This window comes from Saliniramus fredricksonii, assembly GCF_900094735.1.
In the GTDB taxonomy this organism is placed as follows: domain Bacteria; phylum Pseudomonadota; class Alphaproteobacteria; order Rhizobiales; family Beijerinckiaceae; genus Saliniramus; species Saliniramus fredricksonii.
In genome coordinates this window covers 805,156-823,387 of record NZ_FMBM01000001.1, presented here as the reverse complement: position 1 = coordinate 823,387, position 18,232 = coordinate 805,156, and the positions used below count along the sequence as shown (strand labels likewise).

The following is an 18,232-nucleotide window of genomic DNA, read 5'->3' as shown; positions in this document are numbered from 1 at the left end:
GAATCGCGATTGTTGATGATCATCCCCGACTCGCGCAGCCTGCCGGTCCGAGCTCGCCTGCTCTCCGAATCCGTCCACAGGATGCGTGATGCTTGCGGGAAAACCCGGCTCGTGGAATGCATGGTCAGGTGATTCGCGGCTTGTGGCAGCGATCGCGACGGATCGGTACATGGCGGGGCGACAAATGGGACGCAGCTTCTTTCACCTTCATCTCGTATCCGATTCGACCGGTGAGACCCTGATCACGGTCGCCCGTGCCGCGACGGCGCAATATGAAGGCGTTTCCGCGATCGAGCATGTCTATCCGCTGGTGCGCTCACCGCAGCAGCTCGACCGTGTCATCGCGGAGATCGAGGCGGCGCCGGGAATCGTGCTTTATACCCTGGTCGAGAGCGAGCTCTCGGAACGGCTCGAGGCAGCCTGCCGCGATACGGGCTCGCCCTGCCTGGCGGTGCTCTCGCCCGTACACAGCCTGTTCAAGGCCTATCTCGGCGCCGATTCAACGGCGCGTCCGGGTGCCCAGCACATGCTGAATGCGGATTATTTCAAGCGCATCGACGCCATGAATTTCACGCTGATGCATGATGACGGGCAATTGCCTGCGGATATCGAAGAGGCTGATGTGCTGCTCTTCGGCGTCAGCCGCACCTCGAAGACGCCGACTGCGATCTATCTTGCGAATCGCGGGCTCAAGACCGCGAATATCCCGCTGGTACCGGGAATCCCCCTGCCGCCCCATGTGGAAAGTGCAAGGAAACCGCTGATGATCGGGCTGATCGCCTCGCCCGAGCGCCTCGTCCAGATCCGCGAGAACCGGATCCTGAGCCTGCATGCTTCCGAGAAGACGGATTACACCGATCGCGCGGCGGTCGCCGAGGAGATCGCCTATTCCAAACGTCTTTTCGCGCGCAATCGCTGGCCGATGATCGACGTGACGCGCCGTTCCATCGAGGAGACGGCAGCGGCCATCATCGATCACTACCGCGCCCACAAGATGAAATTCATCGCGACCTGACAGCGTGATCCTCTAGGCCGGCTGGCGGGCCGCGCGACGCACGCCGGCGGCGAGATCGCGCACCAGTGACTCGACGGCGGGGATGCTCTGCGCCGTGGCGCGGCCCTGCGCGTCATAGGTGGCTTCGAGCGCCGCGATCAGGGCGGAGCCCACCACGACGCCGTCGGCCCCCCGCGCGATCGATTCGGCATGATCGCCGTTCTTCACGCCGAAACCGACCACCACCGGCAGATCGGTATGGCGCTTGATGCGCCCGACCGCGCCGGAAACCTTGTCGAAATCGGGTGTCGCGGCACCGGTAATGCCGGTGATCGAGACGTAATAGACGAAGCCGCCGGTATGTTTGAGCACTGCCGGCAGGCGCTTGTCGTCGGTGGTCGGGGTGGCCAGACGGATGAAGGCGAGCCCGGCTTCGAGGGCCGGGATGCAGAGCTGGTCGTCTTCTTCCGGCGGCAGATCGACGATGATCAGCCCGTCGACGCCGGCGGTTTTCGCATCATCGATGAAGCGCGGGACGCCGTATTGCTCGACCGGGTTGAAATAGCCCATCAGGATGACCGGCGTTTCGGCATCCTCCTCGCGGAAGCGGCGCACGAGATCGAGCGTCTTCACCGTATCCTGCCCCGCTTTCAGCGCCCGCAAACCCGCCGCCTGGATCGCCGGGCCATCGGCCATCGGATCGGTGAACGGCATGCCGAATTCGACGATATCCGCCCCGGCTTTCGGCAGGGCCCGCATCACCGCGAGCGAGGTTTCGGGATCCGGATCGCCGGCCATGACATAGGTCACGAGCGCCGCGCGCCCCTCGGCGCGGCATTGCGCGAAACGGCTTTCGATGCGGCTGCTCACAACCCTTCCCCCAGATGTTCGGCCACGGTAAAGATGTCCTTGTCGCCGCGCCCGCACAGATTGATGATCATCAGGTGGTCCTGCGGCTTGTCCATGGCGATATCCGCAGCCCGGGCGATGGCGTGGGAGGGTTCCAGGGCGGGAATGATGCCTTCCAGCTTCGACATCAGCTGAAAGGCGTCCAGCGCCTCCTTGTCGGTGGCATGGATATATTTGACGCGGCCCGATTCGTGAAGCCATGAATGCTCGGGGCCGATGCCGGGATAATCGAGCCCGGCCGAGATCGAATGCGCATCGGTGATCTGGCCGTCATCGTTCATCAGGAGATAGGTGCGGTTGCCGTGCAGCACGCCGGGCTTGCCGCCGGACAGGGAGGCGGCATGCTCGCCGCTCTCCACCCCGTGGCCCGCCGCCTCGACGCCGTAGATTTCGACGGAGGCATCATCCAGGAAGGGATGGAACAGGCCGATGGCGTTGGAGCCGCCGCCGATTGCCGCGATCAGCGAATCGGGCAGGCGCCCCTCGGCTTCGAGCATCTGCGCCTTTGCCTCGGTGCCGATCACCGCCTGGAAATCGCGCACCATGGCGGGATAGGGATGCGGGCCGGCCACCGTGCCGATGCAGTAGAATGTCGTATCCACATTGGTGACCCAGTCGCGCAGGGCCTCGTTCATCGCATCCTTGAGCGTCTTCGAGCCTGATTGCACCGGCACGACCTCGGCACCGAGCATGTTCATGCGAAACACGTTGGGGCGCTGCCGTTCGACATCGACAGCGCCCATATAGACGACGCAATCGAGCCCGAACCGCGCACACAGCGTCGCCGTCGCCACCCCATGCTGGCCGGCGCCGGTCTCTGCGATGATCCGCTTCTTGCCCATGCGCATGGCCAGCAGGATCTGGCCGAGCACGTTGTTGACCTTGTGCGCGCCGGTATGGTTGAGCTCGTCGCGCTTGAGATAGACCTTGGCGCCGCCGCTCTTGCCGGCCGCCTTCGCCTGCCCACGCAGATACTCGGTGAAGCGCTCGGCGTAGTAGAGCGGGCTGGGGCGCCCGACATAATGCTTGAGATAGCCCTCCATCTCCTGCGCGAAAGCCGGATCGACCTTGGCGGCCTCATAGGCTTCCTGCAGTTCGAGGATGTTGGGCATCAACGTCTCGGCGACGAAACGGCCGCCGAAACGTCCGAAATGGCCGGTCTCGTCCGGTCCGTTGCGGAAGGAATTGGGGGTTTGCGGTGCGTTCACGCCGATTTCGCCTTCTCGTTCGCCGACGGCGCCGCGCGCTGCCGGAAGGCCGCGCGGGCGGCCTCGATGAATTGTGCAATGCGTTGCGGGTCCTTCTCGCCGGGCGCGCTTTCCACGCCCGAGGAGACATCCACCGCATCCACCCCGGTGAGGGCGATCGCGTCGCCGACATTGGCCGGATTCAGGCCGCCTGACAACATCAGACCGGCCTTGTCGTCGAGCCCGGCGATCAGCTGCCAGTCGAAGGTGAGACCGTTTCCGCCAGGCAGGGCTTCCGGCATCGCCGGCGGCTTGGCATCGACGAGGATGCGATCACAACAGGCGCGGTAAACGCTGATCTGCGCCAGATCAGCCGCATCGGCAATGCCGATTGCCTTCATGACGTTAACGCCGAAACGATGCCTGATCTCGGTGACACGCTGCGGGCTCTCGCGTCCGTGCAATTGCAGGATGTCGGGATCAATGGCGGCGAGGATCTTCTCCAGGGCCGCGTCATCGGGATCGACCGCAAGCGCGACGCGCAGCGCTTTCCCGGAGGCGCGTTGCGACAGCGGCCCTGCCATGTCGAGCGCGATATGGCGGGGGCTTTTGGGAAACTGCACGAAGCCGACCAGATCCGCACCGGCATCGAGCGCGGCATCGAGTGCCGGCGCATCGCGCAAACCGCAGATCTTGATCTCATTATTCATCGCACCCTGCCCTCGCTCACCCGGATACCGCCTTCTGCCGCCGAAGCAATAGCGTCCAGCGCCCTCCGATAGCGATCATTGTCCGGTATATGTGAAACCCGGGGCCGAAGGAAAGTCGTCAGCCGACACTTCGCGCGTCCCTGCGGCGTTTTTCCGCCATGGCCGGTGCAGATACGGCCTTCGCTTTCATCTGTCCCTCACCTATTTGTAAGGTATAATGCCGCTGATCCTGATCACCATCGCCGCCATCTTTCTCGCGCTCGTCTTCCTGCCGCAATGGTGGGTTCGTGCCTCGATGCGCAAGCATGCCGTCGAACGTGAGGATTTTCCCGGGACCGGGGGTGAGCTTGCCCGGCATCTGCTCGATCTGGCCGGTCTGCGGGACGTGCGCGTCGAACTCGCCCAGCCGGGCGCCGATCATTACGATCCGATCGAGCGCGTGGTGCGGCTCTCGCCGGACAATTACGATGGTCGTTCGGTGACTGCAGTGGCCGTCGCCGCGCATGAATCCTCCCACGCGATGCAGCATGCCGACGGCAATACGCTCCTGGCCACACGTGTGCGGCTCGCCGGTTCGGTCCGCTCCATTGAGGTCGCCGCCGCGATCATTCTCGCGCTCGCACCAATCGTGGCGATTCTGGTGAAATCACCAGTGCTCATCCTCTTGCAGATCGGTGTCGTGGTGGCGCTGCTCGGCTCGCGAGTGCTGATCCATATCCTCACCCTTCCCGTCGAGATGGATGCGAGCTTCAACCGCGCGCTGCCCATCCTGGAAAAGGGTGGTTATCTCGAACAGCGCGATCTCCCCGGAGCGCGCTCGGTTTTGCGCGCTGCAGCTTACACCTATATCGCATCGGCCCTGGTTGCGCTTCTCGACGTGGCGCGGCTGTTGCGGGTTCTGCGCTTCTGAGGGCATTCCTGCATCGCTCGATGCGGAAAGCCTTTGAAATCGGGGCATTTTCCTGTATCCACACGGCATTCCCGTCAGCCAGAGCAGGACAGAGCGGAGCTCGACCATGGATTATGACGTCATCGTCGTGGGGGGTGGGCATGCTGGTACGGAAGCAGCCGCTTCCGCCGCGCGGCTCGGCGCCCGCACCGCACTCGTCACGCATCGCCGCGACACGATCGGGGCGATGTCGTGCAATCCGGCGATCGGTGGTCTTGGCAAGGGGCATCTCGTGCGCGAAATCGATGCCCTGGACGGGCTGATGGGGCGGATTGCCGACCAGGCCGGTATCCAGTTTCGCCTGCTCAACCGCCGCAAGGGCCCGGCGGTGCGCGGGCCGCGCAGCCAGGCCGATCGCAAGCTCTATGCCCGCGCCATGCAGGCGGAGATCGCCGCGATCCAGGGCCTGACCGTGATCGAAGGCGAGGCCGACGATATCGACGTCCGCGATGGGCGCGTGGCAGCCCTGAAGCTCGCTGACGGGCGCAGCCTGCCAACCGGTGCCGTGGTGATTACCACCGGGACCTTCCTGCGTGGGCTGATCCATATCGGCGAGCGCAAGATTCCCGCCGGTCGCGCGGGTGAAGCGCCGGCGCTCGGCCTCTCCGCCACGCTGGACCGGTTCGGCTTCGATCTGGGGCGACTCAAGACCGGGACGCCGCCGCGTCTCGACGGGCGCAGCATCGACTGGGCCGGGGTTGATATCCAGGAAGCCGATGACGATCCGGTGCCATTTTCGGATCTGACCGAGCGGATCATCACACCGCAGGTCTCCTGTGGTATCACCCGTACGACCGGGAGGGCGCATGATCTGATCCGCGCCAATCTGCATCGGGCCCCGATGTATTCCGGCGACATTTCCGGAACCGGGCCGCGCTATTGCCCGTCGATCGAGGACAAGGTGGTGCGCTTTGCCGATCGCGCGGCGCATCAGATCTTTCTCGAACCCGAAGGCCTCGACGATAAAACCGTTTATCCCAACGGCATTTCGACATCGCTCCCGGAAGAAGTCCAAGCGGGCATTCTGCAGAGGATCCCCGGTCTCGAACGCGCCGTGATGCTCAAGCCGGGCTATGCGATCGAATACGATTACGTCGATCCGCGCAATCTCGGGCCAACCCTGGAAAGCCGTGCCATTGCCGGGCTGTTCCTCGCCGGCCAGATCAACGGGACGACCGGCTATGAGGAAGCCGCGGCGCAGGGGCTGGTGGCCGGACTCAACGCGGCGCGTCGTGCCGGTGGCAGCGCCGGCGTGATCTTTGATCGAGCAGAATCCTATATCGGTGTGCTGATCGACGATCTGGTGACGCGCGGCGTCAGCGAGCCCTATCGTATGTTCACCTCGCGCTCGGAATATCGCCTGAGCCTGCGCATCGACAATGCCGATGAGCGGCTGACCGCGCGAGGCCTGGAAATCGGCTGCGTTGGCGAGCGCCGCACGGCGCATTTCCGTGCGCGGCAGGATGCATTGGCCGGTGCCCGCGCACTTCTCGCCGCGCATAGTCTGACGCCGAACGAGGCGGCACGGGCCGGTTTGACGCTGAACCGCGACGGCGTGCGCCGGGATGCATTTCAGCTGCTCTCCTATCCGGATATCGACTGGGCGCGACTCGCTGCAATCTGGCCGGCTCTGGCGGCGGTGCCGGCATCTGTCGCGTCGAGGCTGGAAACGGATGCGACCTACGCGGTCTATCTCGATCGCCAGGCTGCGGATATCGCCGCGCATCGCCGTGACGAGGGGATTCTGCTGGCTGCCGATCTCGATTTCGACGGGCTCCCGGGTCTTTCGAACGAACTCCGGACAAAGCTGAAAGCGGTACGGCCGCATACGCTGGGGCAGGCGGCCCGGATGGAGGGAATGACGCCGGCGGCGATCACGCTGCTGGCGGGCCATGCGCGGCGGCAGCGGGTCGGGCAGGATGCTGCGGAATGAGCCGTTCAGAAGGGGCAATACCGTCAGTTCCGGATTCCATCGCCAGGGCTGTTTCACGTGAAACACTGGACGACCTCACCACGCTGGTCAGCGAATTGCAGAGCTGGCAGAATGCAAAGAACCTCGTCGGTGGCAAGACCCTCGATGACGTGTGGACGCGGCATATCGCTGATTCCATGCAATTGCGGGCTCTTGCTCCGGAGGCACGGCGTTGGCTCGACCTCGGCTCCGGTGCCGGATTGCCGGGTCTCGTCATCGCCATCATGCTCAAACACGCGTCTCCGGCTTCGGGCGATTCACCATGTGTGGTCCATTGTGTCGAGAGCAATGCGCGCAAATGCGCCTTTATCCGCCATGTTGCTCGCCTGACGGGAGCGCCGGTGCGCGTGCATAATGCGCGAATCGAAGATGTGATCGCCGGTTTTGCCGGGGCGGTCGATGTGGTGACGGCGCGTGCGCTCGCGCCACTGCCCAAATTGCTGGAATGGGCATCTCCCCTGTTGAAAACTGGTGTGATGGGGTTGTTTCCCAAGGGTGACAGGGCCGAGATCGAATTGACGGAATCATCCAGATACTGGAGATTCAACAATGAGATTTTGCCGAGCATCAGCGATTCGCGCGGGCGCATTCTGCGCATTACAGAGCTGAGCCCGGCCTGACAGGATCGGGATCCACCACATGACCACCGATATTCTGGACCGTGAATTGCACGAAGCCGCTAAAGAGGCATCAGACTTGGCGCCGCCGGGCCGTACGGCGCGGCCGCGCATCCTCGCCCTGGCCAACCAGAAAGGCGGTGTCGGCAAGACCACGACAGCGATCAATCTCGGCACGGCTCTGGCCGCAATCGGCGAGAAGGTGCTGATTCTCGACCTCGACCCCCAGGGCAATGCGTCGACGGGTCTCGGCATCGAGCACAAGATGCGCCATGTCTCGACCTATCATGTGCTCTCGGGGGAGCAGGATCTGCGTCGTGCGGTGATGGATACGGCGGTTCCCGGGCTCCATGTCGCGCCCTCGACCCTTGATCTTCTCGGCCTCGAGCTTGAGATTTCGCAGGAACGCAACCGCGCGCATCGGCTGCGCCTTGCCATTGAAGGGCTTGCTCTCGGTGATCATCTGCGGGCGGAGCCGTTCACCTATATCCTGATCGATTGTCCGCCATCGCTGAACCTGCTCACCATCAACGCACTCGCCGCAGCCGATGCGGTCCTTGTCCCGCTGCAATGCGAATTTTTCGCGCTGGAGGGGCTGAGTCAGCTGATCCGGACGGTGGATCAGGTCAAGCATGCGATCAATCCCCGGCTGGAGATCCATGGCGTGGTGCTCACCATGTATGACCCGCGCAACAATCTTTCCGGCCAGGTGGTCTCGGATGTGCGCGAATTCATGGGGTCAAAGGTCTTCGAGACGATGATCCCGCGCAACGTCAGGGTTTCAGAGGCACCGTCGCACGGCAAACCGGTTCTGCTATACGATCTCAAATGCGCCGGATCGCAGGCCTATCTGCGGCTGGCATCGGAAGTGATACAGCGTGAGCGCGGCCTCAAGGCGGCGTGACGAATGTCACAATATGGGCAGTCGCTTGGCGCGTTTTCCAGCCGCGTCGCGGCATGCTGATCGGCATATCTGCAGCCCGAGCGGTGCGCGGGAAGTCTGAGGAGAGGTTGGGTCATGGCGGAAGACGGTCAAAGAGCGCGTCTGGGGCGCGGCCTCGCAGCGCTGATCGGCGATGTGGGCGATGAGGAGAATGTCACGGACCGGGGTCGTGGGCAGAGGCGTGTTCCGGTCGAATTCCTGAAGCCCAATCCACGCAACCCGCGCAAGAGTTTTTCGGATGATGACCTCGCGGACCTCGCGAATTCCATACGCGAGCGCGGCGTCATTCAGCCCATCGTCGTTCGAGCCCTTCCGAATCTGGCTGATGCTTTCGAGATCATCGCCGGCGAGCGCCGCTGGCGCGCGGCGCAGCGCGCCGGCCTCCATGATGTGCCAATCGTCATCGTCGAGGCGGATGATCGCACCTCGCTGGAATTCGCCATTGTCGAGAACGTCCAGCGCGCCGACCTGAATCCGATCGAGGAGGCTGCGGGCTATCAGCGCCTGATGGATGAATTCGCCTATTCGCAAACGGATCTCGCCACGGTGATCGGCAAGAGCCGCAGCCATGTGGCCAATACGCTGCGTCTGTTGAAGCTGCCGGATCCTGTCCGTGTGATGCTTGAAGACGGGGAACTCAGCGCCGGTCATGGGCGGGCGCTTCTGGGGATCGAGAATCCGGAATCTGTTGCGCGCCGCATCCGTGATCAGGGCATGAATGTTCGCGATGTCGAGCGTCTGGCCCAGGAGGGTGACGACACGAGCCGGCGCCCGCGCAAGCGCAAGAGCGTCGAGAAGGATCCTGATACGCGTGCTCTGGAGCAGGCCCTGGAAGATGTGCTCGGCCTGTCGGTGAATATCGATCACAAGGGCAGCGGCGGCGAATTGCGCATCCGTTATGCGTCGCTCGACCAACTCGACCAGCTCTGCCGCCGACTGCGCGATTCCGCTCGCGCTAGCGCAGGGGCGTGATACCGCGATTCAGTGGCGTTTGCTGCGGGCCGCGCGCGCGATGTCGAGGATGGCACGGGACGTCAGCACATCATTCAGCTCGGCGTTGCGCCGCGTTTCGAGGACGGCTCCCTGCAGCCGCTCGATCGCGGCGCGGAGCCTTTTCGGGCCCCAGATTTCCAACTGTGTTTTCACCGCTGGCTTGCGCTTGAAGAACAAGCCGCGCCAGTTCTCGACGGCGCGTCCCGGTTGTTCGCCTCGCGCAACTGACTCGGCATGGGGGAGCAATGCCACGGCGTGGCGGATCAGTGCACCGAGGAGGATATGGGCGCCGGCGCCCTCGGCGCGCAGGCGGCGGAACGTGCTGTCTGCATCGCTCATGCGTCCGCAAAATGCGGCATCGACCAGCATATCCGTCTTCAGATCCGCGACATTGCTCGAAACGGCTTGAATATCTTCGATCTCCAGCCGATCCTGCCCGTAGGTGTAGAGCAGGATTTTCTCGATCTCGGCGCGGGTGGAGAGTCTGTCGCCACCGAGTGAATCGACGAGCCATTGCCGTGTTTCACGTGAAACACTGATTCCCGCCTCACGGAAGCTGCTGTCGATCACCTGGCCGAGATCGCGTGCATCATCAAGATAACACGGCACGGCAAGCGCATGGCGCGCTTTCTCGCAAAGACTCCGCAGCGGCGCGGATTTCGCCAGATCGCCGGCTTCGATGATGACGAGCGTATCGCCGGTTTCTGCGGCAAGCGCGGCCTCGACGGCCGGCGCGAGATTCTTGCTGCCAGTGCGGATCCTGATCACGCGCCGACCGCCGAACATGGCGATGGTCCCGACCTCATCGGCGAGGCGCCCGGGATCGCCGGCAATGACATCACCATCGAGACGCACCATCTGGAACGGGTCCTGTGCGTCGGAGACGGTCTTCTCAGTCAGATGACGCCCACGTTCACTTACCAGCCCCGCATCCGGTCCGTAGAGCAGAACGACCGAAACCTGTGCGCCAAGACTGGCAAGAGTGCGTTCCGCGTCACTTGCTTTGACGGTTGCCATCAGCTGTCGTCAGCGCGGCTCAACTGGTGCTGACCGGTGCGGAAATCGATCGCGACCTGTGTTGCAATCTGTCGCGCCATCTGCCGCGCAATCCGCTGTTCGGCCTCGCGCCGCGCCCGCAATGCGGCGAAGCGCTGATCCGTGCGATCATAGCTGGCTTCGCCCCGTTGCGAACCGGTCAGCACGATGCTCTCTGTCTCCAGATCCTCGATCTGCCAGGTCACATTCGCGGTGATCGCTCCGGAAGCCGCACGCCCCGTGGCGGTGCTGATGATCGGCGAACTGCGCTGCGCGGAGACCATTGCGGTCAGCCGATAACGCTTCTTCACCTGGTCAGTCCGTTCACCATCAAGGGCAAAGATCAACTCGCTGCGCAATTCGTGCGCCATCGCTTCGTCACCGCCACTGACCCGCACGCTGTCGACATCGATGCGCTTGAGCTCTTCCGCAACACCGCCCGGCAGGCTCGCGGTCGGCGCATAGACCGGCGTGAAGCAGCCGGCGAGCCCCAATGCGACACCGCCGATCACCAGATGCCGCCAGCGGTCGAACAGAACGGTACCCGAACCGGAGGGGCGGCGGATGTTTCTCTCAGACGACGACATTGACGATCCTCTGCGGCACGATGATCACCTTGCGCGCGGGCTTGCCATCCATGGCACGCTGCACGCCCTCGAGGGCCAGTACCGCTTCCTCGATGCTCTTTGCATCGGCATCGCGCGCCACGGTGACGTCCCCGCGCTTCTTGCCGTTGACCTGAACGGGAAGCGTGATGGAATCTTCCACCAACAGTGCGGCCTCGACAACCGGCCAGTTCTGTTCGGCGACGAGGCCCTCGCATTCCAGGGCCGTCCAGCATTCCTCCGCGAGATGCGGCATCATTGGGGCGATCAGCTGGATGAGGACCTGCAGAGCTTCGCGCTGGGCGAAGGCCATGTCCGGAGCGGTTTCGCCCTGCTTGGCCGCCACCGTGGCGGAAATCGCATTGGCGAGCTCGTAGATCTTGGCGACCGCGACGTTGAAACGCAGATTCTCGATCGCATCCCCGACGGCTGCCAGGGTGCGATGCGTCGCCTTGCGCAGGGCCAGTGCATCCTGTGCGCAATCCGCCGGAGGCGTGGCGGGCGCAGCCGTCGCGGCGGAATCGTTCACCAGCCGCCAGACCCGCTGCACGAATCGCCACGCGCCCTGGACGCCTTCCTCGGTCCAGATCACGTCACGCTCGGGCGGCGAATCGGAGAGCATGAACCAGCGCGCCGTATCAGCGCCATAGGAGGCGATGATGTCGTCGGGATCGACGACGTTCTTCTTTGATTTGGACATCTTCTCGATCGAGCCGATCGAAACTTCCGCGCCGCTTGAAAGATGGATGGCCCGGCGCCCAGCCTCGCCGCTCTCGATGCGGATCTCGTTGGGCTGCACCCAGGCGCCGGAGGCGTCCTTGTAGGTCTCGTGCACCACCATGCCCTGCGTGAACAGGCCGGCAAAGGGCTCGTCGAGCCCCACCAGCCCGACCTTGCGCATGGCGCGGGTGAAGAAGCGTGAATAGAGCAGATGCAGGATCGCGTGCTCGATCCCGCCGATATACTGGTTCACCGGCAGCCAGGCATCGGCGGTGGCCTTGTCGGTCGGTCGGTCCGTGAGGGCGGGATCGGTGAAGCGGGCGAAATACCAGGATGAATCGACGAAGGTGTCCATCGTATCCGTCTCGCGGCGCGCATCCGCCCCGCATTTCGGGCATTTGCAATGCTTCCAGCTCGGATGCCGGTCGAGGGGATTGCCAGGTTTCTCGAAATCGATATCCTCGGGCAAGGCCACAGGCAGTTGATCTTCCGGCACCGGAACGGTGCCGCAACTGTCGCAGTGGATCACCGGGATCGGGCAGCCCCAATAGCGCTGGCGCGAGATGCCCCAGTCACGCAGGCGATAATTCACCTTGCGGCTGGCGACAGGGCGTCCGCCCCGCGTCTCGGCTTCCAGGCGCGATGCGACGGCCTCCTTGGCCTCACCGATGCTCATCCCGTCGAGGAAATGCGAATTCACCAGCCGGCCTTCGCCGATATAGGCCTCGTCGGAGACGGTGAAGCTTTCCGGATCGGCGCCCTCTGGGGCCACCACGACCCGGTTGCCGAGCCCGTATGCATTGGCAAAATCGAGGTCGCGCTGGTCATGGGCCGGGCAGCCGAAAATCGCGCCGGTGCCGTAATCCATCAGGATGAAATTCGCCACATAGACCGGCAGCGTCCAGGACGGATCGAAGGGATGGACCGCGCGCAGGCCGGTATCGAAGCCACGCTTCTCCGCTTTCTCGATCGCCTCGGCGGAGGTACCCATGCGCTTGCATTCATCCACGAACTCACCGAGCGCGGGATTGTCCTGCGCGAGCCGGCGCGCCAGCGGATGATCGGGCGCCACTGCCATGAAGCGTGCGCCGTAGAGCGTGTCGGGCCGGGTGGTGAAGACCTCCAGCTCGTCGATCCCGCCGGGTGCGGTCTCTTCCAGAGCGAAGCGGATCGACAGGCCCTCGGAGCGGCCGATCCAGTTGCGCTGCATGGTGCGCACCTTATCCGGCCAGCGCTCGAGCCCATCAATCGCGTCGAGGAGCTCGTCGGCGTAATCGGTGATGCGCAGGAACCACTGCGTCAGTTCGCGTTGCTCGACGAGGGCGCCGGAGCGCCAGCCGCGCCCGTCGATCACCTGCTCGTTGGCGAGCACCGTCTGGTCGACCGGGTCCCAGTTCACCTTCGCCGTCTTGCGATCGACGAGCCCCGCCTCAAGAAAGGCAAGGAACATGGCCTGCTGGTGGCGGTAATAGGCCGGATCGCAGGTGGCGATCTCGCGGCTCCAGTCGAGCGACAGACCCATGGATTTGAGCTGGTCGCGCATGGTCGCGATATTGGCATAGGTCCATTCCTGCGGATGGACCCTGTTCTGCATCGCCGCATTCTCGGCCGGCATGCCGAAGGCGTCCCAGCCCATTGGATGCAGGACGTTGAAGCCCCTGGCGCGCTTGTAGCGCGCGACCACGTCGCCCATTGCGTAATTGCGCACGTGGCCCATATGGATGCGCCCTGAGGGATAGGGAAACATCTCCAGCACGTAGTATTTTTCGCGGGGATCGTCGTTGCGGGTGCGGAAGAGATCCTTCCCGTTCCACACGCCCTGCCATTTCGGCTCGGATTCTTTGGGGTTGTAACGCTCGGCCTTCATTGTGGGCTCGATTTGCCGCCTGATCGGTATAAGTTGGGGAAACGCGGCTTGCGCCGCTTGACGTGTGCGGACTAGGACATGATTGCGCCCTCGGGTCAACGCCCGCGGTCGCCGGATGGATGAAAAATGGCCCGCGCGGTGTCGCAATAGTGCTGGCATGCGGGCCTGCACCAGGGGGAAATCGGGCCGATGGCTGATCAGGATGTGATCGCGCGATTCGAGGAGGTCCGTGAGAACGTCGCGCGGGCCGCCCATGATTGCGGGCGCGAGCCCGGCAAGGTCACGCTCGTGGCCGTCTCCAAGACCTTTCCCGCCGAGGCGATCGTGCCCGTGCTGGAAGCCGGTCATCGGGTCTTCGGCGAGAACTACGTCCAGGAAACCGCCGGCAAATGGCCGGCCCTGCGTGAGCGCTTCCCGGATGTCGAACTGCACCTGATCGGACCGCTGCAATCCAACAAGGCGCGCGAGGCGGTGGCGCTCTACGACGTGATCGAGAGCCTTGACCGGGTGTCCCTCGCCAAGGCGCTGGCCAAGGAGATCGCCCGGGCGCGCGAGGCGGGTGCGCGGGTGCCGCATCTGTTCGTGCAGGTGAATACCGGTGAGGAGGCGCAGAAGGGCGGTGTCGCGCCAGCCGAGGCCGATGCCTTCATCGCCGCCTGCCGCGACGAATACGGGCTCGCGATTGACGGGCTGATGTGCATCCCGCCCTTCGACGAGCCCCCTTCGCCGCATTTCGCCTTTCTGCGCGAAATCGCGCAGCGCAACCATATTCATGCCCTGTCGATGGGGATGAGCGCGGATTACGCGGCGGCGATCCAGCTCGGCGCGACCCATGTGCGCATCGGCAGCGCGATTTTCGGCGCGCGGGATACAAGGTGAGTGGTGATCCGGCAAACACTCCCGCAGCGGATCGCCGGGGCGGGGCCGGCCCGGCCCTGCACCTGTCGGTGCACGATCTCGCCTGCCGGCGCTCGGGGCGGCTCGTCTTTGCCGGGCTCGGCTTCGCTCTCGGCCCGGGTGACGCGCTGCTCGTGACCGGGCGCAACGGGGCGGGCAAATCGACGCTGCTCGCCATTCTCGCCGGCCGGCTGCGCGCGGCAGCGGGGCGGATCGCGCTCAGCGGTGCCGGCGAGGCGACCCTGCCGGAGCGGCTGCACTGGATCGCCCATCGCGACGGCTTGAAGACGGCTTTGAGCGCGCGCGAAAATCTCGCCTTCGCTGCAGCCATGCTCGGTGAGGAACGCTTCGCGCCCCATGACGCGCTGGAGCGGGTCGGCCTGCCGCATGTGGTCGACATGCCGGTTGCCTATCTCTCCGCCGGCCAGCGCCGCCGGGTCGCGCTGGCGCGGCTTCTGGTGGCGCATCGCCCGATCTGGCTCCTCGACGAGCCGACCTCGGCCCTCGATGCCGCCTCGCAGGAGATGCTCTACGAACTGATGCGTGAACATCGCGCCGCGGGTGGCATCATCATCGCGGCGACGCATCTGCCACTGCCCCTCGACGGTGCGCAGAGCCTCGCCATCGCCGCGCCGCAACCCGGTTCGCAGGCGCAAGGCGCCGCAGCCGCGCCGGATTGGGACGATTGGGAGATCGGCGACGTGTCCCGCGCCTCTGCAGGCCGGAGGGGTGACCCGTGACCCGCGCCTTCTTCGCCCTGCTCGCGCGCGATTTGCGCCTTGCCGCCCGGATCGGCGGGTCCGGCGTGATGGGGCTCGTCTTCTTTCTGATGATCCTGACGTTGGTTCCCTTCGCGCTGGGGCCGGATCTCAACCTGCTCGCGCGCATCGGCCCGGCGATCCTGTGGATCGCGGCTTTGCTCTCGACGCTGATCGGGCTCGACCGTCTGTTTCAGGCCGATGAAGAAGACGGCTCCCTTGATCTGATCACGGCCTCGCCCCTGCCGATGGCCGCGACCGTATTGGCCAAGGTCACGGCGCACTGGCTGACGACCGGTGCGCCGCTCGCCCTCGTCTCGCCGGTTTTCGGCCTGCTGGTGGCGCTCGACGGGATCGGCATGCTCGCCGTGGCTGCGACGCTGTTCGTGGGCACGCCGGCACTGACCTTCATCGGCGCCGTCGGTGCGGCGCTGACCGCAACGATCCGGCGCGGCGGGCTGATCCTGTCGATCCTGGTCCTGCCCCTGATGATCCCCACCCTGATCTTCGGCGTCTCCGCCGCCAATGCCGCACGCGGCGGCACGGTGCCCTTCACCACACCCTTCCTGATCCTGATCGCCATCACCCTGATCAGCGGCCTGATCGCAACCATCGCGGCGGCAGCGGCGTTGAAGCAGGGCGAGTGAGGGTAACGAGTGCGGCATTTGTGCGCATAACTCTGATGCGAATTAACCCAAACTTAAAGCGCTCGACCGTGAGATGTCATTGCTTCATCGTGCAATCGCAAAAATGTGCGTTGAAATTGCGTGACAAGTTCGCTCTAAACGGGTGAAAGTGATTCGCAATGAGTAACGCGTTTTTGCGGAAGTGGTTTTAAAAGACATTTCTAATAGCATTATCAAGGGAGTAACGGTCCATGACGCAGGACAAACGGAACTGGGTATCGGAGGTTGAAAGGGATCGTTTCTCTGACGAGGAGCGCCGTAGAGCTGATGACCTTTTTCGCGCTATCGGCATCGACCCGGACGTTTACAGGAGTTTCGCGCGCGCACAGGTCGAGCGGACCCATGCCGCGTTTGAAACGGACAATAACCACAGCCGAAACGCCGAGGATGGGACGCAGGCCTCGTCACAGTCCAGCTCGCATTGAACCTGGTCTGGGTGCAGCCATGGCTGTTGTGACACCAGGCTTTCAGGATTGCGCTCAGGGCGCACTCCTGGACAGAGCTTGTTTCGCTTTTTCATTCGGAAATATCGGAACGTGACTGTGATATCGCCACGCGGCAGCTGCCGCTGTTGTCCGACCGTCGAGCGTCGCTTCCTGCGTGCTTTCTGCCGATAAGGTGAGAAGCAGGGCCGCAGCACCGTTCGGAAGGTCGAGGGAACTGACACTGTTCACGTCGTCCTTCCATAACGCTACGGCATTGTTCTGCGGACGCCGTCCCATTGTGTTGACCCGTTGGATCAGCCCCTTGCAGGTGAGGGTCAGCACTGCGCAGCCAGGATCGTCGGCGAGTGACGTGGCGTAGCGGGCAGACCAGCGACTGGCAATCTGTGGCCCGTCCATCAGAAGCACGAAGACGAGATTGGGGCCCACTGAACGCACCGCGCTGTGGCATGGCTCGCTGCGGGCGAGATCCTCACAGATCAACGTGCTGAAGATCGAACGCTTCCGGAAGGCCGTGAGGCCGACCTTGCGTGGTTCGATGGCAATATCCTCCCACCAGAAAATATGCGGGTCGAGTGCGGAAGCAAGGCCGTATTCCCTGATTTGAGCCTTGTCGAGTCGCCAGCGGTGATGTTTTGCGCGAGAATAGGTCAGCGCCTTGCGTTCCTGCTTCGCTTCCTCGAACGTGGTCGTCAGGACAAAATTACCTTTTGCTCCTTCCTCATCGCCGGATGAGCCGGCGACGATAAATTCGACGCCTGGGGCATCGGTCCGGATATGTTGCACAAGCTCCGTGTAGGTTTCCCAGTTCAGCGCATATTCGGGGAAAACGACGCCATGGACGGTGCCGCAATCCTTTTCAGCTTCCCGGATCAACTCCAGAACGAATTGTGCAACGGCCTTCTTGTTATCGGGAAGCCAGCTTTGCGTCAGCGTAAACCAGTTCCATGATCCGTCCGGCTCCGTGATGTTGCGGTTGCCCGGCTTGAAGTCGGAGGCGGCAATCCGATATGGGTACGGTATCGCAAGCACATTGAGGGCATTGCCATCGTGTTTCGGGTCGCCGACGGGATGAAACCAGTGCATGTTGACGCCGCCGCTCGGCGGGAGCAGTGCGAGGTTCTCGGTCAGTGTCCGCATGGTGCAGCCCACGGCAGGCGTACGCGATTTGGGGAGCACCCGGGCTACCTGCTGATCCGCCACGATACAGATGGTATCGTTAAAGGCCCGGTTTCGGACGTGCCAGCGGTCATTGTTGATCTCGTCTTCAATGGTGCTTTGATGGTTCAGGGTTTCACCGCGCGTGAATAGCGAGAACCAGTCCGGCTCGCGCGAGCGAAATCCGATTTCATGGCAGGCACGGTCGGAAATGACGAGAAGGGCCATCGCCGCATGACAGATCTCGACACTTGCTTCAGACAGCTTCTCGCCCGGGCGAAGCGGTTCACCCTGATGCTTGATCAGGACATCCCAATAGGCCTGAATCGCCTGTGCGTTTAACAGCTCGGAATTCTCCTCACGAAACGTCTTGATCCACTCTTCCCCGATGGTTTCGCAGCCTCGACGCTCTTCCGGGGTCAAGGAAAACCGAACTCCCGTTGCCTTTGACTGCGGACCCTCGGGCGCGATCCGGCGATAGAGGTCGCCATGTTCGATCAGAAAGGCGGCACCCGCGAAAAGATCACTGGGAATCAGCGGAAATTCGTGGATCTGCCCCTCAATAGTACGGGTTCCAAACGGGAACAGGCGCACAAGGGCATCTTTGATCGTCGTAGAATGGAAAGCGGGCAGCGCGGAGCTTGACATCGGAATATTCTGTCTCGGCAACTAGGGATCTTTGATCGATAGATTCCGCAATAGCACACGAATCGTGAAGCACGCCAAAATTGTTTTTATTGAAGCCGCATTGCTTGATGTCACTCCAGACTCGGCGTCCCCTTTCCTGTG

At 63.4% G+C, this 18,232-nt stretch carries 17 protein-coding genes; 10 read left to right on the top strand and 7 right to left on the bottom strand.

Features of this window, described 5'->3' with window-relative positions; translation table 11 throughout:
- The first annotated feature begins 184 nt into the window (after window positions 1–184).
- Window positions 185–1,015 (top strand): pyruvate, water dikinase regulatory protein, encoded by an 831-nt coding sequence (locus tag GA0071312_RS03785; protein WP_074443667.1) that lies wholly within the window; start codon window positions 185–187, stop codon window positions 1,013–1,015.
- Between the two features lie 12 nt (window positions 1,016–1,027).
- Here the strand turns inward: GA0071312_RS03785 and trpA are convergent, their stop codons facing one another.
- Genes trpA through GA0071312_RS03770 form a run of 3 tightly spaced genes read right to left on the bottom strand, consistent with a single transcriptional unit; the run spans window position 1,028 to window position 3,800 of the window.
- Window positions 1,028–1,864, bottom strand: coding sequence for a tryptophan synthase subunit alpha (gene trpA / locus GA0071312_RS03780; protein ID WP_074443666.1), 837 nt, complete (start codon window positions 1,862–1,864; stop codon window positions 1,028–1,030).
- Window positions 1,861–3,111 carry a tryptophan synthase subunit beta gene (gene trpB, locus GA0071312_RS03775; protein ID WP_074443665.1) on the bottom strand — a complete coding sequence of 417 codons (1,251 nt, stop codon included), beginning with the start codon at window positions 3,109–3,111 and terminating at the stop codon, window positions 1,861–1,863. The genes trpA and trpB overlap by 4 nt, the downstream gene beginning before the upstream one ends.
- The gene (locus GA0071312_RS03770) at window positions 3,108–3,800 is read right to left on the bottom strand and encodes a phosphoribosylanthranilate isomerase (protein WP_074443664.1); all 693 of its coding nucleotides are present in this window, start codon (window positions 3,798–3,800) and stop codon (window positions 3,108–3,110) included. Before GA0071312_RS03770 ends, trpB begins: the two co-directional genes overlap by 4 nt.
- A 217-nt stretch (window positions 3,801–4,017) precedes the next feature.
- On the opposite strand from GA0071312_RS03770, the gene GA0071312_RS03765 reads away from it, so the two are divergent.
- From GA0071312_RS03765 to GA0071312_RS03745, 5 genes are all read left to right on the top strand, one after another.
- Window positions 4,018–4,710, top strand: coding sequence for a zinc metallopeptidase (locus GA0071312_RS03765; RefSeq protein ID WP_074443663.1), 693 nt, complete (start codon window positions 4,018–4,020; stop codon window positions 4,708–4,710).
- Window positions 4,711–4,816: 106 nt separating this feature from the next.
- Window positions 4,817–6,682, top strand: a complete 1,866-nt coding sequence (gene mnmG / locus GA0071312_RS03760) for a tRNA uridine-5-carboxymethylaminomethyl(34) synthesis enzyme MnmG (RefSeq protein WP_074443662.1) — start codon at window positions 4,817–4,819, stop codon at window positions 6,680–6,682.
- The gene (rsmG, locus tag GA0071312_RS03755) at window positions 6,679–7,341 is read left to right on the top strand and encodes a 16S rRNA (guanine(527)-N(7))-methyltransferase RsmG (RefSeq protein WP_074443661.1); all 663 of its coding nucleotides are present in this window, start codon (window positions 6,679–6,681) and stop codon (window positions 7,339–7,341) included. The genes mnmG and rsmG overlap by 4 nt, the downstream gene beginning before the upstream one ends.
- A gap of 19 nt (window positions 7,342–7,360) precedes the next feature.
- Window positions 7,361–8,242, top strand: coding sequence for a ParA family protein (locus GA0071312_RS03750; RefSeq protein ID WP_083204280.1), 882 nt, complete (start codon window positions 7,361–7,363; stop codon window positions 8,240–8,242).
- A 114-nt stretch (window positions 8,243–8,356) separates the two neighbouring features.
- Window positions 8,357–9,253: a ParB/RepB/Spo0J family partition protein gene (locus GA0071312_RS03745; RefSeq protein WP_074443660.1), complete on the top strand. Its 897-nt coding sequence runs from the start codon at window positions 8,357–8,359 to the stop codon at window positions 9,251–9,253.
- A 9-nt stretch (window positions 9,254–9,262) separates the two neighbouring features.
- On the opposite strand, the gene holA is transcribed toward GA0071312_RS03745, so the two are convergent.
- Genes holA through leuS form a run of 3 tightly spaced genes read right to left on the bottom strand, consistent with a single transcriptional unit; the run spans window position 9,263 to window position 13,501 of the window.
- A complete protein-coding gene (gene holA / locus GA0071312_RS03740) occupies window positions 9,263–10,291 on the bottom strand; it encodes a DNA polymerase III subunit delta (protein ID WP_074443659.1) in 1,029 nt (342 codons plus the stop codon).
- A complete protein-coding gene (gene lptE / locus GA0071312_RS03735) occupies window positions 10,291–10,896 on the bottom strand; it encodes an LPS assembly lipoprotein LptE (protein WP_083204279.1) in 606 nt (201 codons plus the stop codon). The genes holA and lptE overlap by 1 nt, the downstream gene beginning before the upstream one ends.
- Entirely contained in the window at window positions 10,883–13,501 is a 2,619-nt protein-coding gene (gene leuS / locus GA0071312_RS03730; RefSeq protein WP_074443658.1) for a leucine--tRNA ligase, read from the bottom strand. Before leuS ends, lptE begins: the two co-directional genes overlap by 14 nt.
- 189 nt (window positions 13,502–13,690) lie before the next feature.
- Here leuS and GA0071312_RS03725 point away from each other — a divergent pair, with 189 nt between their 5' ends.
- The 4 genes from GA0071312_RS03725 (at window position 13,691) to GA0071312_RS03710 (ending at window position 16,267) form a co-directional block, all read left to right on the top strand.
- The gene (locus tag GA0071312_RS03725) at window positions 13,691–14,380 is read left to right on the top strand and encodes a YggS family pyridoxal phosphate-dependent enzyme (protein WP_074443657.1); all 690 of its coding nucleotides are present in this window, start codon (window positions 13,691–13,693) and stop codon (window positions 14,378–14,380) included.
- A 56-nt stretch (window positions 14,381–14,436) separates the two neighbouring features.
- On the top strand, window positions 14,437–15,138 hold the full coding sequence (gene ccmA / locus GA0071312_RS03720; protein ID WP_074444192.1) for a heme ABC exporter ATP-binding protein CcmA: 702 nt from the start codon (window positions 14,437–14,439) through the stop codon (window positions 15,136–15,138).
- Complete coding sequence (gene ccmB / locus GA0071312_RS03715) at window positions 15,135–15,803, top strand: heme exporter protein CcmB (protein ID WP_074443656.1); 669 nt, start codon at window positions 15,135–15,137, stop codon at window positions 15,801–15,803. Before ccmA ends, ccmB begins: the two co-directional genes overlap by 4 nt.
- A 230-nt stretch (window positions 15,804–16,033) precedes the next feature.
- A complete protein-coding gene (locus GA0071312_RS03710) occupies window positions 16,034–16,267 on the top strand; it encodes a hypothetical protein (RefSeq protein WP_074443655.1) in 234 nt (77 codons plus the stop codon).
- Window positions 16,268–16,321: 54 nt separating this feature from the next.
- Here the strand turns inward: GA0071312_RS03710 and GA0071312_RS03705 are convergent, their stop codons facing one another.
- On the bottom strand, window positions 16,322–18,091 hold the full coding sequence (locus GA0071312_RS03705; RefSeq protein ID WP_074443654.1) for a hypothetical protein: 1,770 nt from the start codon (window positions 18,089–18,091) through the stop codon (window positions 16,322–16,324).
- Between the last annotated feature and the right edge of the window lie 141 nt (window positions 18,092–18,232).

Coding starts and splice junctions, on each gene's coding strand:
- GA0071312_RS03785 (WP_074443667.1), top strand. CDS start 185: ATGGGACGCAGCTTCTTTCACCTTCATCTCGTATCCGATTCGACCGGT.
- GA0071312_RS03770 (WP_074443664.1), bottom strand. CDS start 3,800: ATGAATAATGAGATCAAGATCTGCGGTTTGCGCGATGCGCCGGCACTC.
- GA0071312_RS03765 (WP_074443663.1), top strand. CDS start 4,018: ATGCCGCTGATCCTGATCACCATCGCCGCCATCTTTCTCGCGCTCGTC.
- mnmG (WP_074443662.1), top strand. CDS start 4,817: ATGGATTATGACGTCATCGTCGTGGGGGGTGGGCATGCTGGTACGGAA.
- rsmG (WP_074443661.1), top strand. CDS start 6,679: ATGAGCCGTTCAGAAGGGGCAATACCGTCAGTTCCGGATTCCATCGCC.
- GA0071312_RS03750 (WP_083204280.1), top strand. CDS start 7,361: ATGACCACCGATATTCTGGACCGTGAATTGCACGAAGCCGCTAAAGAG.
- GA0071312_RS03745 (WP_074443660.1), top strand. CDS start 8,357: ATGGCGGAAGACGGTCAAAGAGCGCGTCTGGGGCGCGGCCTCGCAGCG.
- holA (WP_074443659.1), bottom strand. CDS start 10,291: ATGGCAACCGTCAAAGCAAGTGACGCGGAACGCACTCTTGCCAGTCTT.
- lptE (WP_083204279.1), bottom strand. CDS start 10,896: ATGTCGTCGTCTGAGAGAAACATCCGCCGCCCCTCCGGTTCGGGTACC.
- leuS (WP_074443658.1), bottom strand. CDS start 13,501: ATGAAGGCCGAGCGTTACAACCCCAAAGAATCCGAGCCGAAATGGCAG.
- GA0071312_RS03725 (WP_074443657.1), top strand. CDS start 13,691: ATGGCTGATCAGGATGTGATCGCGCGATTCGAGGAGGTCCGTGAGAAC.
- GA0071312_RS03710 (WP_074443655.1), top strand. CDS start 16,034: ATGACGCAGGACAAACGGAACTGGGTATCGGAGGTTGAAAGGGATCGT.
- GA0071312_RS03705 (WP_074443654.1), bottom strand. CDS start 18,091: ATGTCAAGCTCCGCGCTGCCCGCTTTCCATTCTACGACGATCAAAGAT.